The 13,474-nt window shown below is 67.1% G+C and carries 12 protein-coding genes and 1 pseudogene; 5 read left to right on the top strand and 8 right to left on the bottom strand.

All coding sequences use genetic code 11. From position 1 onward, the window contains the following. Positions 1-191: 191 nt before the first annotated feature. The 5 genes and pseudogenes from AC5LXK_RS24585 to AC5LXK_RS24605 form a co-directional block, all read right to left on the bottom strand. On the bottom strand, positions 192-539 hold the full coding sequence (locus tag AC5LXK_RS24585; RefSeq protein ID WP_493391291.1) for a DUF1493 family protein: 348 nt from the start codon (positions 537-539) through the stop codon (positions 192-194). Next, positions 532-651 (bottom strand): annotated as a pseudogene (locus AC5LXK_RS24590) (STM2901 family protein); the annotation flags it as partial. The gene AC5LXK_RS24585 and the pseudogene AC5LXK_RS24590, both read right to left, overlap by 8 nt. A 1-nt stretch (position 652) precedes the next feature. Continuing rightward, positions 653-1,987, bottom strand: a complete 1,335-nt coding sequence (locus AC5LXK_RS24595; protein WP_493391292.1) for a chloride channel protein — start codon at positions 1,985-1,987, stop codon at positions 653-655. Between the two features lie 165 nt (positions 1,988-2,152). Then, positions 2,153-3,394 carry a cytosine deaminase gene (gene codA / locus AC5LXK_RS24600; RefSeq protein ID WP_493391293.1) on the bottom strand — a complete coding sequence of 414 codons (1,242 nt, stop codon included), beginning with the start codon at positions 3,392-3,394 and terminating at the stop codon, positions 2,153-2,155. Positions 3,395-3,471: 77 nt separating this feature from the next. Further along, complete coding sequence (locus AC5LXK_RS24605; RefSeq protein WP_493394049.1) at positions 3,472-3,936, bottom strand: VOC family protein; 465 nt, start codon at positions 3,934-3,936, stop codon at positions 3,472-3,474. Between the two features lie 310 nt (positions 3,937-4,246). On the opposite strand from AC5LXK_RS24605, the gene AC5LXK_RS24610 reads away from it, so the two are divergent. Together AC5LXK_RS24610 and AC5LXK_RS24615 are read left to right on the top strand one after the other, a co-directional pair. Then, on the top strand, positions 4,247-5,389 hold the full coding sequence (locus AC5LXK_RS24610) for a porin (protein WP_493391294.1): 1,143 nt from the start codon (positions 4,247-4,249) through the stop codon (positions 5,387-5,389). Between the two features lie 215 nt (positions 5,390-5,604). After that, on the top strand, positions 5,605-5,907 hold the full coding sequence (locus AC5LXK_RS24615) for a DUF4148 domain-containing protein (RefSeq protein ID WP_493391295.1): 303 nt from the start codon (positions 5,605-5,607) through the stop codon (positions 5,905-5,907). Between the two features lie 103 nt (positions 5,908-6,010). Here the strand turns inward: AC5LXK_RS24615 and AC5LXK_RS24620 are convergent, their stop codons facing one another. Continuing rightward, positions 6,011-6,958 carry a LysR family transcriptional regulator gene (locus AC5LXK_RS24620; protein ID WP_493391296.1) on the bottom strand — a complete coding sequence of 316 codons (948 nt, stop codon included), beginning with the start codon at positions 6,956-6,958 and terminating at the stop codon, positions 6,011-6,013. A 200-nt stretch (positions 6,959-7,158) separates the two neighbouring features. On the opposite strand from AC5LXK_RS24620, the gene AC5LXK_RS24625 reads away from it, so the two are divergent. Beyond that, complete coding sequence (locus tag AC5LXK_RS24625; protein WP_493391297.1) at positions 7,159-9,342, top strand: FUSC family protein; 2,184 nt, start codon at positions 7,159-7,161, stop codon at positions 9,340-9,342. A gap of 137 nt (positions 9,343-9,479) precedes the next feature. Continuing rightward, positions 9,480-9,692, top strand: coding sequence for a hypothetical protein (locus AC5LXK_RS24630; protein WP_493391298.1), 213 nt, complete (start codon positions 9,480-9,482; stop codon positions 9,690-9,692). 138 nt (positions 9,693-9,830) lie between these two features. On the opposite strand, the gene AC5LXK_RS24635 is transcribed toward AC5LXK_RS24630, so the two are convergent. Together AC5LXK_RS24635 and AC5LXK_RS24640 are read right to left on the bottom strand one after the other, a co-directional pair. After that, positions 9,831-10,940 (bottom strand): DmpA family aminopeptidase, encoded by a 1,110-nt coding sequence (locus tag AC5LXK_RS24635; protein WP_493391299.1) that lies wholly within the window; start codon positions 10,938-10,940, stop codon positions 9,831-9,833. A gap of 64 nt (positions 10,941-11,004) precedes the next feature. Then, the gene (locus AC5LXK_RS24640; protein ID WP_493391300.1) at positions 11,005-12,411 is read right to left on the bottom strand and encodes an APC family permease; all 1,407 of its coding nucleotides are present in this window, start codon (positions 12,409-12,411) and stop codon (positions 11,005-11,007) included. Between the two features lie 132 nt (positions 12,412-12,543). Between AC5LXK_RS24640 and AC5LXK_RS24645 the strand changes: the two genes are divergently transcribed. Then, complete coding sequence (locus tag AC5LXK_RS24645; RefSeq protein ID WP_493391301.1) at positions 12,544-13,344, top strand: helix-turn-helix transcriptional regulator; 801 nt, start codon at positions 12,544-12,546, stop codon at positions 13,342-13,344. Positions 13,345-13,474 lie beyond the last annotated feature (130 nt).

Here is a 13,474-nt window from a genome sequence, read left to right on the forward strand (position 1 = left end):
TTAGCCGATATCGGGCCGTCGGATTCGCCACCTGGCCGCCGCCGGGTCATGACACCGGGCAGCAGGTCGATGAACTTCGACGGAACGAGGAGCGAACGCAAAAACGCCCGACTGACTGCAAATCAGACGGGCGTTTCGAAAAACGATATTCCTCTAGTCGCGTGTGTCGCGATTCTCGATGAAGTGGCGAATCAAGGTTCCCAGCGTCCTCGCTCCATCGCCGCCTCCATCATTCCCAGTGCCAGCGACCGACCACCCAACGTCTCGCTCGCCTCGGTGCTGAATGGCGATTTGACCACCGTTGCGAGAAACGACCCGATGCCGAGTTTCCCGGACGGGTAGTAATAGTGGATGTCAAACGCGGACAGATCGACGCAGAACGTCTCGGCCCATTGCCTGACGATTCTGTCGATGTCATTCGGCTCCAGGTCGAGATCGTGATGAAGATCCGTGTCTCTCGACAGTTCGATGCGATCGACCCGCAGCTTTGCGATATCGGTCGCGATGAATGCTTCGAGACGTTTCCATGTGTCAGCCATACAGGCGATCCTCGGGCTTCACCATGCTGTTGTATGCGCCAACCGTGCGATAAGTGATCAGTGAGACATCCGTAGCCAGGATCACCCAACCGACTCCAGGCGTCGCCCGCCCGTCAACGCCCCGCCATCGCTGGCGTACTTGCGGTCGCAACCGCACTCGCCCGCCGCTCGGCCAGCCGCTGCGCGAACCGGTAGGCGACGAGCGAACCGGCCACGGCCAGCAGCATCGGCACGAGGCTGTCGTGATTCGCGCGCGTGAATTCGAGCAGCAGCACGACGGCCGTGATAGGCATCTGCATCGACGCGGCCAGGAACGCCGTCGCGCCGATCAGCGCACAGCCGCCGATCGACGCACCCGGCCACACGAGGCTCCACAGCCCGCCGAGCACGACGCCGATCAGCGCGCCGTTCGCGAGGCCCGGCGTCAGCAGCCCGCCTTCCGCACCGGCCCGCAGGCTGCCGGCCTCGATCAGCACCTTCAGCACCAGCAGCGCCGCGGCGAGGCCGATCGTCAGCGTGCCGTCGAAGCCCAGCGATGCCGGGCCCTTGCCGTTGCCGAGCAGTTGCGGAAACCACATCGCGAGCACGCCGATCACCGCGAAATTGACCAGCGCGAACACGGGCAGGCGCCAGTCCTTCGGCGCGTTCGCCCGCGCGCGGGTCGTGAGCCGCACGAAGCCGTACGCGGCGAAGCCGAACAGCGGCCCGCAGACGATCGACCATGCGACGAGCGGCGTGCTCAGCGCGAACGCCGGTATCGTGTACTGGTGCTCGTTGCCGAGGCCGATCCATGCGACGGCCGCCGCGATCGCCGACGTCACGACCGCCACGACCAGCGCACGCAGCTCGAACGTGCCGAGCAGCACCTCGAGCACGAAGATCGCGCCGCCGAGCGGCACGTTGTAGACGGCTGCGAGCCCCGCGCCGGCACCGCACGCGACCATCAGCCGGCAGTCGTCGGCCGTGAGCCCCGCGGCATGGGCAAGCCGCCCGGCCAGCAGCGAGCCGATCTCGCGCGGCGCGACCTCGCGGCCGAGCGGCGAACCGAGCGCGACGGTCACGATCTGCAGCAGCGCGTGAACGGTCGTGCTGACGAACGGCATCCGCGGGTCGGCCGCGCGCACCGCGCGACGAATGCTGACGAGCGGCCGGCCATACCGGTAAAGCGCCCACCAGCCCCCGCCGGCCACGATCCCGCAGGCGATCAGCACGGCAAGCCGGCGCAGCGGATCGGCGGCAGTCACGCCGCTGAGAAAACTCTCGGACCCGATCACGTGCGCGACGCTGTAGCCGTATGCGATGTGCTGGATCGCGTGCAGCAGCAACGCGAGCAGCATGCCGCCGAGGCCCGCGCCGATGCCGGTCAGGACCGTGACGACGGCCATCCGTGCGAACGGGCTGGCGGGCGGCGAGGAGGATGCGGGAGCGGACGGAAGATCGAGGCGCATGAGGTCGGCGAACGGAGATCGAAAGAACGGCGCGCATCACGCGCACCGTCGTCAGGACCGCATCGTAGGCCGGCGCCTCTCATGAGACAAACGTATTTTTCGAATCGACTCATGCATTTTGTGAATACATGATGGCCGACGGGCCGTGACGGCCCGTCTTCCGCATCAATCCGGATAGGTGATGCGCTCCGGTTCGCGCCGCATGATCACCTTTCCATGACGGATCGACAGCGTGGCCTTCGTCTGCCGGCGTACGGCCTCGTAGTCGCTGTCCGCGTCGAGCACGACGAGATTCGCCGGCCGCCCGACCGCGATCCCGTAGCCGTCGCCGAGGTGCATCGCGGCCGCGCTGTGATCGGTCACGAAGTCGAGACAGCGCTGCAGGTCCTCGTAACCCATCATGTGGCAGATGTGGAGGCCCGCATCGAGCACGCGCAGGATGTTGCCGTTGCCGAGCGGATACCACGGATCCTTGATCGAATCCTGCCCGAAGCACACGTTGAGGCCCGCACGGTCGAGTTCCGCCACGCGCGTTACGCCGCGCCGCTTCGGAAACGTGTCGAAGCGACCCTGCAGATGGATGCTCTCGGTCGGACACGAGATGAAGTTCAGCCCCGCGCGCTTCAGCAGCCGGAACAGCTTCGAGCAGTACGCGTTGTCGTAGGAACCCATCGCGGTCGTATGGCTCGCCGTGACGCGCACCCCCATCCCGCGCACGCGGGCTTCTTCCGCCAGCACCTCCAGAAAGCGCGAATGCGGATCGTCGGTTTCGTCGCAATGCACGTCGACAAGGCAGCCGGTGCGTTCCGCGAGGTCCATCAGGAAGCGGATCGAGCTGACGCCCTGCTCGCGCGTGTTCTCGAAATGCGGAATCCCGCCGACGACATCCGCGCCGAGGTCGATCGCCTGCTCCATCAGCGCGCGGCCGCCGTCGAACGATTCGATGCCCTCCTGCGGGAACGCGACGATCTGCAGGTCGATCAGCCCGCGCGCCTCGTCCTTCACTTCCAGCATCGCCTTCAGCGCGGCGAGCGTCGGGTCGGTCACGTCGACGTGCGTGCGCACGTGCTGGATCCCGTGGTCGCGCAGCATGCCGATCGCCGCATGCGCGCGCGTCTTCGTGTCCTCGTGCGTGATCGCCGCCTTGCGTTCGGCCCAGCGCTCGATGCCCTCGAACAGCGTGCCGCTCATGTTCCATGCGGGCTCGCCGGCCGTCAGCACGGCATCGAGGTGGATATGCGGTTCGACGAGCGGCGGAATCGCGAGACGGCCGCCCCCGTCGACATCGTCGGGGCTCGTCGGCGCGATCGGCGCCGATTGCGCGTCGACCCGCGCGATCGCGCCGTCGTCGATGCCGATCGTGAACAGGCCGTCGCGGCCACGCAGGCGTACGTTGAACAGATTCATGTGGGTCCGGTCGTCAGGCGGCCCGGGCGGGCCGCATGTTGTGGGGGAAATGGAATACGGGCGACGCGCGCCGCAATTTACCGGAAATCGTCGATTTTCAGGCCGGTCGCCGCGCTCATCTCGTCGTTCGTCACATCGCGCACGTGCTTGCCGAAGGTCCACACATGCCGGCCGGGATCGCGCGCCCGATACACGCGCTCGCCGTAGAACTGGTCGGCCGGCGCCTGCAGGATCTCCGCGCCGGCGGCACGCGCACGTTCGCAATGCGCGTCGATGTCGGCATCGTCGGGAAGATGCACGTGGACGTTCTGCGTGTTGCGATCGCCGGTGTCTTCGGGCGACGCGACAAAATCGGCCCACGCGCCGCCGATCATCACAATGCCGTCGCCGAACTTCATCTCGGCATGCGCGATGTCGCCTTCAGGCGTGGTGACGATGATGAAGCGCTCGAAGCCGAAGGCGCGCTCGAGCCATTCCAGCGCAGCTTTCGGATCGCGGTAGCACAGGGCGGAGCTGAAGGACGGACGGCGGGATGTGGCCATGGGTTGTCTCCGGATCTCGGCATCGGAGTGCCCATTCTCCGCGTCCGGCGCGCGGCGATCAACTCCCGCCTTGGCCGCCCGCGTGTTGTCGATGTGCGACAGGCATCGCGCGGCCCGCGCACGCGCCGCGGCGCGCAGCCGGAGAAAACGCCCGGCGTGCGGCGCTCGCGTCGCTTTGTGAATGCGGTGTGACGGACTCTTGCGCAGCCCGCAAAGGAGCGCTCGCGCGCCGGTGCCCCGGAACCGGACGATCGCGCCCCTACACTTGCGCCGAACTTTTGTTTCCAGTCCCACACGCAGGAGCCACACCATGAAAAAAACCCTGATCGCCGGCGCATGCGCCGCCGCACTGTTCGCACCGCTCGCCCATGCGCAAAGCTCGGTCACGCTGTACGGCCTGATCGACGCCGGCATCGCGTACACCAACAACGCGAACGGCGCATCCCTGTGGCGCATGACCACCGGCACGATCAACGGCAGCCGCTTCGGCGTACGCGGCACCGAGGATCTCGGCGGCGGCGTGAAAGCGTTGTTCGTGCTGGAGAACGGCTTCAACGCGAACAACGGCGGGCTCGGTCAGGATGGCAAACTGTTCGGCCGCTTCGCCTATGTCGGCCTGGGCCGCGCCGGCTACGGCACGCTGACGCTCGGCCGCCAGTACGACACGATGGTCGATTTCGTCGCGCCGCTGTCCGCGACGTCCGGCGACTTCGGCGATACGGGCTTCGCGCATCCGTTCGACAACGACAACCTGAATCACTCGCTGCGCATCAACAACGCGATCAAGTACACGAGCGAATCGCTCGCGGGCTTCAAAGTCGGCGCGATGTACGCGTTCTCGAACTCGGCGAACTTCAGCGCCAACCGCGCGTACAGCGTCGCGGCGAGCTACACGAACGGCCCGCTGAAGCTCGCCGGCGCATACCTGCAGATGAACGGCACGAAAGGCTCGACGAGTGCGAGCCCCGGCGCGGTCGATTCGGTCGAAGCGAAAAGCCTGAACCAGGGCGGCTGGTCGATCGGCTCGGACCGCATGCGCACGTACGGCGGCGGTGTCGGCTACGTGTTCGGCCCGGCGACCGTCGGCTTCGTCTATACGCGCTCGCAGTACGACAACACGGGCTCGTTCGGCTCCACCGGCCAGATCGCATTCAACAACTACGACGTGAACGTGCGCTACGCCGTCACGCCGGCCGTCAGCCTCGGCGCGGCATACGTGTACACGGACGCCAGCGTGTCGAATCCCGACAGCAAGCACGGCACCGATCCGAAGTGGCACCAGGTCGACCTGCAGGCCGTGTACAAGCTGTCGCGCCGCACCGACCTGTACGCGGAAGCGATGTTTCAGCATGCGTCCGGCCGCGGCTACCAGGCGTTCATCAACGCGTCGGGCGGCGCGTCGAGCACGGCGAACCAGGTCGTCGGCACGATCGGCATGCGCACGCGGTTCTGATCGGCATCGCGCTTGTCGCCCGCCTGCAATGAATCCGCGTTCGCACACGGGTTCGTTCGCGGCGGGCGACAGCCGCCAATGTTGTGCCATCTGGAAGGCAGCCTGCCTGGAATCGGGGTTTTTGTGCGTGCAGCCGCTACGTAGACTGGCATCGAAGGCTCGGGGCATGCGTCGCATGTCGATCCGGCCACCTACCCCGTATTCAGGAGAACCTCGTGAAATCGCTCGTCGTTACCGCCGCCGCTGCCGTCCTGCTTGCCGCACCAGCCCTGTCGTTCGCCCAGCAGGCGCCGTCGCCCGTCACGCGCGCGCAGGTGCTGCAGGAACTGATCGATCTCGAGTCGGTCGGCTTCAACCCGGCGCGCGGTGAAGTCGGCAACTATCCGGAGGACATCATGGCCGCGCAGGAACGACTGCAGGCGAAGCGTCTCGCGGAGCACAAGGCCGCACAGGCCGCGTACGGCCCGGCCGGCGAGCCGGCAACCGAATCGGGTGCGGCGGCGACGCCCGCGCTGTGACCACGTGACGAAGCGCTCCGCCCGCGCGAAGAATCAACTGCGGGCGAAGCGCGTGTCGCGCTTGCAGGAACACACCGGCAACGCGCGGATGCTCACCTTGCGGTCAGGCGGCCTGCGGTTCGCGGTCGATCGCGTTCAGCATCTCGACGTCGCGCGCGATCATCCCCGGCACCTGGGCGCGCAGCATCTCGACCCAGGTCCGCACCTTCGCATCGACGAAACGGCGCGACGGGTACAGCGCATAGACGTTCATCTTCTGCAGGATGTGCGCGGGCAGTACGCGCACGAGCGAGCCGTCGCGCAATGCATCGATCGCCGAGTACAGCGGCAACATGCCGATTCCGATGCCGTCGCGGATCGCGAGGGCGAGCGATTCGGCCGTATTGGTCTGTACCGGTCCCGTCACATGGATCTGCTCGACGCCTTCGGGGCCTTCGAGCACCCATTCGTGCGTCGGGAACGCGGGCGTGCAGAGCGTCAGGCATGCGTGCGCGGCGAGATCCTGCGGACGGGCCGGCACGCCGTGCCGTTTCACGTAGTCGGGCGACGCGCACAGGATGCTGAACGTCGAGCCGAGCAGGTGCGAGACGAGTTCCGAGTCGGGCAGCGACGATGCCGTGACGACGGCCATGTCGCTCGTGCCGTCGAACAGGTCGGGCATGCGCTGCGACAGCGACAGTTCGATCGACACGTCGGGGAACTGCGCGTAATAGCGCGTCAGCGCCGGCAACACGTAGTGATGGCCGACGCTCGCGAAGCTGTGCATGCGCAGCACGCCGGCCGGACGCTCGTGCGCGCAGCTCGCCTCTTCCTCCGCGCGATCCACGTCGGCGAGGATCTGGCGGCAACGCCGTAGATAGCTTTCGCCGGCCGACGTGAGCGCGAGACGGCGCGTCGAGCGATTCATCAGACGGGTGCGCAGCCGCGCCTCGAGCTCCGACACCGCGCGCGACATCGCGCCCGTCGTCGAATTCAGCGATTGCGCGGCGGCGGTGAAGCTGCCCGTCTCGACGACGCGCGAAAACACCCGCATGTTTTGTAGGGTATCCATTCCTGTGAGCAACCTGTAGCGGAACCGCTATTTTCCTCCACCGGATGCGACAGATTGTTACTCCGGCTGCAACTATCGTTTCCCCGCAACTGCGTTAATGCACGGACGCCGCGCTCCTACAATCGGCGCCTCATCCGTCGAACGGACCGTTCGGACGCGCCGCGGCATCGTGCCCGGCCCCGCACCGGCCCCCTCTTTTCATGAAGCCACAATCTGCGATCGAGCGACCTTCCATCGAACCGGCACGATGGAGGGCATGGCTCGATCCGCTCGGCGACGCGGCGCGCGACTGGGCCGCCAGCGACGGGCTGATCTGGCTGCACCTCGCGAAAACCGTGTTCGCGGCGCTGCTGGCGATGGGCATCGCGATGCGTTTCGAGATGTCGCAGCCGCGCACGGCGATGACGACCGTGTTCGTGCTGATGCAGCCGCTGTCGGGCATGGTGTTCGCGAAAAGCTTCTACCGCGTGCTCGGCACGGCGGCCGGCCTCGTCGCCGCGCTCGCGCTCGGCGGGCTGTTCGCGCAGCAGCCGGAGCTGTACATGGCCGGCATCACGCTATGGATCGGCGGCTGCATCGCGCTCGCGGTGCGCAACCGCCATTTCCGCTGGTACGGCTTCGTGCTCGCCGGCTACACGGCTGCGCTGATCGGCCTGCCGGCCGTGATGACGCCGCAGACGCTGTTCCTGTCCGCACTCACACGCGCCGCGGAAGTTGCGCTCGGCATCGCATGCTCGGGCGCGGTCAGCGCGCTGATCCTGCCGCTGAGTTCGGCAAAGGCGTTGATGCGCTCACTGAGCGCGCGCCACGCGACGTTCGCGGCGTTCACGGCCGGCGCGCTCGCGGGCGACGTCGCACGCGGCGATTTCGAGCGACGCTTCGCCGATTTCGTCGACGACATCGTCGGTTTCGAAGCCAACCGCGCGTTCGCGTCGTTCGAGGATCCGCGCATCCGTGCGCGCAGCCGCCGGCTCGCACGGCTGAACAGCGAGTTCATGAATGCATGCACACGGCTGCATGCGCTGCACCAGCTCGTCAAACGCATGCGCGCGAATCACGCGGACGCGGTGCTCGACGCGCTCGCACCGCACGTCGACGCACTCGCGCTGCGGTTCGCCGCGTTGCGCGACGAACGCCAGCGCGGTATCGCGCCGGCCACCGGCGCGCTGCTCGAACTGCGCCGCTTCCACACTGCATTGCCGAAAGCCGCCCGTGCGTCGCGACGATCCGTCGAAGACCATGCGGCTGGCGGCCTGCTCGACTTCGATACCGCGATCGAACTGCTGTACCGCTTCATCGGCGAATATCTCGGCTACGCCGATACCTACGCGTCGCTCGACCAGGACGATCACGCGTTCGAGCGCTCCGTCACGCATTACGCGGTGAAGACCAATGGGTTCTTCGTCGGCTTCGCGTTGCTGCGCACGGTCGTCGCGGTCGGCGCGATGAGCGCGTTCTGGCTCGCGTCCGAATGGCCGAGCGGCCCGCTGGCCGTGATCGCCACCGCGATCGCGTGCGCGCTCAGCTCGACCTCGCCGCGCGCGCCGAAGTTCGTCGCACAAATGAGCGTCGGCGCGGCATTCGCGACTGCCGTCGGCTACCTGTTCCTGTGCTACGTGTATCCCAACATCGACGGCTTCCCGCTGCTCTGCGCAACGCTCGCACCCGTGCTCGGCCTCGGCGCGTTTCTCGCGATGCGGCCGGGCCTGTCCGGCTATGGAATCGGCTTCGCGGTGTTCTTCTGCCTGCTCGCGGGGCCCGACAACGCGATCGCGTATACGCCCGAGGTGCTGATCAACAACGGGCTGGCGATCGTCGTCGCGATGCTCGTGTGCTCGCTCGTGTTCGCGGTCGTGTTCCCCACCCACATGCCATGGCTCACCGGCCGTATCGCGCACGACCTGCGCCGCCAGGTCACGCTTGCCTGCGAAGGTGCTCCGGACGGGCTCGCGCAGCGCTTCCAGTCGAGCACCCATGACCTGATGGCGCAACTGCGTACGCTGCTCGTCCGGCGCACGCGGCAGCACCGCGACGCGATGCGCTGGATGCTGTCGACGCTCGAGGTCGGCCACGCGGTGATCGACCTGCGCGACGAACTGCACGCGTTCTGCGCATCGAAACCACCGCAGACGCTGCGCTGGACCGGTTCGATCGATGCGGTACTGCACGAGCTGCCGCGCTTTTTCGACGATCCGACGCCCGGCCATCACGCGCGCACGCTGAAATCGGTGAATCTCGCGATCCGCGCGGCGCAGCACACGCTGCAGGCCTGGTACGCGGTACCCGACGCGCGCCGACGCATGCAGCGGATCGTCGGCTGCCTGCACTTCATGCGCAGCGCGCTGCTCGACAAGGATGCGCCGTTCAACCGGCACCGCGATTGAAAACGGGTGCGCATGCAACGGGATCCTTGTTCCGGATGGAAATAAGCTCTACAGCCACGGTGATTAATCTTTAAGCAGTGCGAGCCTATAGTTTCCTCACTGCCAGCGAGACTGGCACTCACCCAGGAGAAACTCAAATGAAGCCGCTGCACCTCGCCCTCGTTGCCCTGTCGCTCACCGCCGCTGTCGCTCACGCACAGCCGGCACCGGCAGACGTCGCACAGCAACAGGCGAACCGCGCCGAAGCCGTCCAGGCCGCCGGCCGCGTCAATCATGCGCAAACGAAGCAGGAAGACCCGAACGCCTGTGTCGGCCCCGTCAGCTTCTGCAACATCTACTTCGGCAGCTGAACGTGACGCCGCGTCGTCACGGCCAGGCCCGCATCGTTCGCGCCGCGCACCTCGCATGCGCGGGCGAGCGGCGGTCCGGCCGCTCGCCGCACCGCCGCCCCTCTTCACGCCGCTTCGATTGAAGCGGCGCTTGCCGTTTCAGGCGCCGCGCCCCGGCCGCCAGCCCACTTCGCGCAACGCGTCCAGCAAGCGCGCCTGCCCGAGCCCTTCGACCCGCGCCCCGCGCGATTCGACGTCGCTGCCCGCCACCAGCGCATTCACGATGGCTTCCTCCACCGCTTCCGCCGCCGCGGTGAACAACGCGGAAATATGGTCGTTGTTGACCATCTTCACGGCAGTGGTCGGCGCACCCTTGCTGCCGTAGTTCGCGGCAGGCAGGCCGTCGTTGCCCGTGGCGAACGCCAGGAAGATGTCGCCGCTCGAATCCTCGGTGCCGCCGCCGACGCGGGCGAGCCCGACGCTCGCACGCTGCGCGAGTCGCGTGCATTGATGCGGTAACAACGGCGCGTCCGTCGCGATCGTCACGACGATCGACCCCATGCCCGGCTCGCCCTTGGCTTCCGGTTCGCGGAACGGCGAATGCACGTGCCGCAGCACGTCGCCGACCGGGTAGCCGGCAACACGCAGCATCTCGCGCACGCCGTAGTTCGCCTGCACGAGCGCGCCGACGGTCCAGCCGCCCGCATCGTCCGCCAGCACGCGCGACGCGCTGCCGATGCCGCCCTTGAACTCGTGGCAGATCATGCCCGTGCCGCCGCCCACGCCGCCCTCGGCGACCGGCCCCGACTCCGCGGCAGCCAGCGCGCGCTGTACGTGCGCGGCGCTCACGTGCTGCCCCCAGATGTCGTTCAGCAGTCCGTCGTAGGTTTCCATCACGACCGGCATGCACCAGTACACGCGGCCGGCCGCCGCTTCGCGCTCGTTCGCGACGAGTGCGTCGCGCACCGCGCCGACGCTGTGCGTGTTCGTATAGGCGATCGGCGTCGTCAGCAGGCCGGCCTCGCGGATCCATTCAAGCCCGGTCGCGTCGCCGTTGCCGTTCAGCACGTGTACGCCCGCGAAGCACGGCGAATCGTGCGCGGCGCCTGCGCGCGGCTCGATGACGGTGACGCCGGTGCGGATCGACGCGTCGCCGTTCTCGACGTTCAGCGTACAGTGTCCGACCCGCACGCCCGGTACGTCCGTGATCGCGTTGAAGCGGCCCGGCGTGCCGAGTCCGATGCGGATGCCGAGATCCCTCGTGCGCATGATGCAATTCCTCCAGTCTTTCAATGGTTCGATGTTTCGGTGTTGCAAGGTGTCGATCCGGCGCTCAGAGCGTGCGGAACGCTTCGCTGTGGCGTGCCCACACCACATACATCACGAGTGCGGCGACCAGCAGCCCGCCGATGATGATCAGGTCGGTCGGCTTCGTCGCCGTCGCCAGCGTCGTGTAGAGCGTGTACGCGGCGCCCGCCACCGCGACGAGCGGCGTCACGGGCCACAGCGGCATCCGGTAATGATGCTCGACGTCGCGGCGCACGAACCGGCTCGCGAGCGCGGCCAGCCCGACGACCAGGTAGATCAGCAGCAGCAGGTCGACGGTGAACGCGGTCAGCTCGTCGAGGCTCGACACGAACACGAGCCCGGCCGACGGCACCGCCAGCGCGATCGTCGCGAGCCACGGCGATTCGAGGCGCGGGTGGATCGTCGAGAATGCGCGGTTGCAGGTGCGCGACCAGAGCGCGTGCCGACCGCTGCTGTACAGCAGGCGGCCCATCGTGATCACGATCGCGATGATCGCGTTGAACACCGACAGGAAGATCCCGCCGCTGACCACGCGCGACACGGCCGGGTTGCTCAGCGAACGCACGACATAGCCGATCGGGTCGGCGCTCTTCGTCATCTCGGTGAGCGACGGTGCACCGAGCACGATCGCCGTGAGCGGCACCAGTTCGACGACGAGGATCACGAGCAGCGAATAGATTACCGCTTTCGCAACATTGCGATTGCCGCCGCGCAGGTCTTCCGCGAGATACGCGGCCGAGCCGAAGCCGTTGTAGCAGAAGATCGCGGTGCCGATCGCGGGAACGATGGCGGCGAGCGTCGCCGGCACGAGCGCATTGCCGCTCGCGACGACCGGCGCGATCAGCACGTCGGCGCCGCGATGCGGCGACCCGAAGCCGAGGCCCGCGATCAGCATCAGCACGCCGATCTCGACGACGAGAAACGCGCCGGTGATCCACGCGTTCGTCTTGATGTTCAGCATGCCGAGCAGATAGCTGAGCAGCACGATCGTCAGTGCGACCGACTGGTTGCTGAAGTGCGTGCCGAGCGCATTGTTCAGGTACGGCGCGGCGCCGCTCGCGAGCACGGCCGGGATGAACACGCTGACGGACAGCACCGTGATGAAGGTCAGGTAGCCCGGCAGCGTGCCGAACACCCGCTTGGCCATCACGTACTCGCCGCCCGCGCTGCGGTGCGCGGCGGCAAGCTCCGCATAGCAGAGCGCGAACGCCAGCGCGAGCACGCCGCCGAGCAGGAACGACAGCACGGCGCCGCTACCGGCCTGCTGGATCGCGAACGGCGCGATCACGAAGATCGAGCTTGCCGGCGTCACGCCCGATACGGTGATCATCACCGCATCGCGCACGCTGAGCGTCTGCGACAACGCGCGCGGCGCGTCCTCCATTGCAGGTGCCGCTTGCACGGTGCCCGTCGATTCCGACATCATCGCCATTTCGTTCTCCTGTGCTCCTATGCTGCTCTTTTTTGAACGCCCATACTCGGGCCCGATTGATTGCGTGGCAGTCTAGGAAACCAATTTCAGGACCGCTATTCCCCCTTCGTGTTACGCCCTTCCGGTGGTGGTATGGATCGTCTCTTTTCCGAAATCGCGATGCACCAGGCGCTTGGCCGCACAATCGATCATCTCGGCCAGCCGCGCTTCTGGCGGTTCCTGGTGCTGCTGCTCAATGAAATGGTGCCGTTCGACAATGCGCTCGCAACCGCGGTCGGCCGCGACGGCGTGCCGCTCGTGCTCGACGAATACGACGCGGGCGGCACCGACAGCGCATCGCCCGTGCCGCTCTACCTGAACGGCGTCTATCTGCTCGATCCGTTCCTGCAGGCCGCGCACGACGGGCTCGCCGACGGCTGCTACCGGCTCGAGGAAGTCGCGCCCGACCTGTTCCGGCAAAGCGAGTATTTCCTGAGCTACTTCCGCGATGCGGTCGGCGATGACGAGATCCAGATCCTCGTACGTCCGACTGCCGATACGCTGCTGTCGCTGTCGCTCGGCGCCGCGGCACGCTTCGACGTCGAGCCGCTCGGCAAGCTGACGGCCGCGATGCCGTGGGTGCTCGCGGCGATGCGGCAACACTGGCGGCTGGTGGGCGATGCCGCACGCGTAGCGCCCGACGCCGATCTCGGCGCGCGCGTCGAACAGGCGCTCGCGCGCTTCGGCGCAGGCGTGCTGACCGACCGCGAGATGTCGATCGCACGCATGGTGCTGCGCGGCAATTCGTCGAAGGCGATCGCCGAGCGGCTGACGATATCCCCCGAAACGGTCAAGGTGCATCGACGCCACCTGTACGCGAAGCTCGGGATTTCGTCGCAGCCCGAGCTGTTTTCGCGGTTCATCCAGGCGTTGGGGGAAGATGCGGCCGGATGAGCGCATCGATCAGGACGGATGGCAACGGGCGCGGAATCGGGCACTATCGGTCATGCGCCGCATGCCGTGGTCATCCGGTGACGCCGATGCGGATGCTCCGTCGACAACACGATTGCCCGAAAACAGGAAT

This window comes from Burkholderia pulmonis, from assembly GCF_984667975.1.

Excerpts from the sequence above, each read along its gene's own strand:
- AC5LXK_RS24585 (WP_493391291.1), bottom strand. The coding sequence starts at position 539 with ATGGCTGACACATGGAAACGTCTCGAAGCATTCATCGCGACCGATATC.
- AC5LXK_RS24595 (WP_493391292.1), bottom strand. The coding sequence starts at position 1,987 with ATGCGCCTCGATCTTCCGTCCGCTCCCGCATCCTCCTCGCCGCCCGCC.
- codA (WP_493391293.1), bottom strand. The coding sequence starts at position 3,394 with ATGAATCTGTTCAACGTACGCCTGCGTGGCCGCGACGGCCTGTTCACG.
- AC5LXK_RS24605 (WP_493394049.1), bottom strand. The coding sequence starts at position 3,936 with ATGGCCACATCCCGCCGTCCGTCCTTCAGCTCCGCCCTGTGCTACCGC.
- AC5LXK_RS24610 (WP_493391294.1), top strand. The coding sequence starts at position 4,247 with ATGAAAAAAACCCTGATCGCCGGCGCATGCGCCGCCGCACTGTTCGCA.
- AC5LXK_RS24620 (WP_493391296.1), bottom strand. The coding sequence starts at position 6,958 with ATGGATACCCTACAAAACATGCGGGTGTTTTCGCGCGTCGTCGAGACG.
- AC5LXK_RS24625 (WP_493391297.1), top strand. The coding sequence starts at position 7,159 with ATGAAGCCACAATCTGCGATCGAGCGACCTTCCATCGAACCGGCACGA.
- AC5LXK_RS24630 (WP_493391298.1), top strand. The coding sequence starts at position 9,480 with ATGAAGCCGCTGCACCTCGCCCTCGTTGCCCTGTCGCTCACCGCCGCT.
- AC5LXK_RS24635 (WP_493391299.1), bottom strand. The coding sequence starts at position 10,940 with ATGCGCACGAGGGATCTCGGCATCCGCATCGGACTCGGCACGCCGGGC.
- AC5LXK_RS24640 (WP_493391300.1), bottom strand. The coding sequence starts at position 12,411 with ATGGCGATGATGTCGGAATCGACGGGCACCGTGCAAGCGGCACCTGCA.
- AC5LXK_RS24645 (WP_493391301.1), top strand. The coding sequence starts at position 12,544 with ATGGATCGTCTCTTTTCCGAAATCGCGATGCACCAGGCGCTTGGCCGC.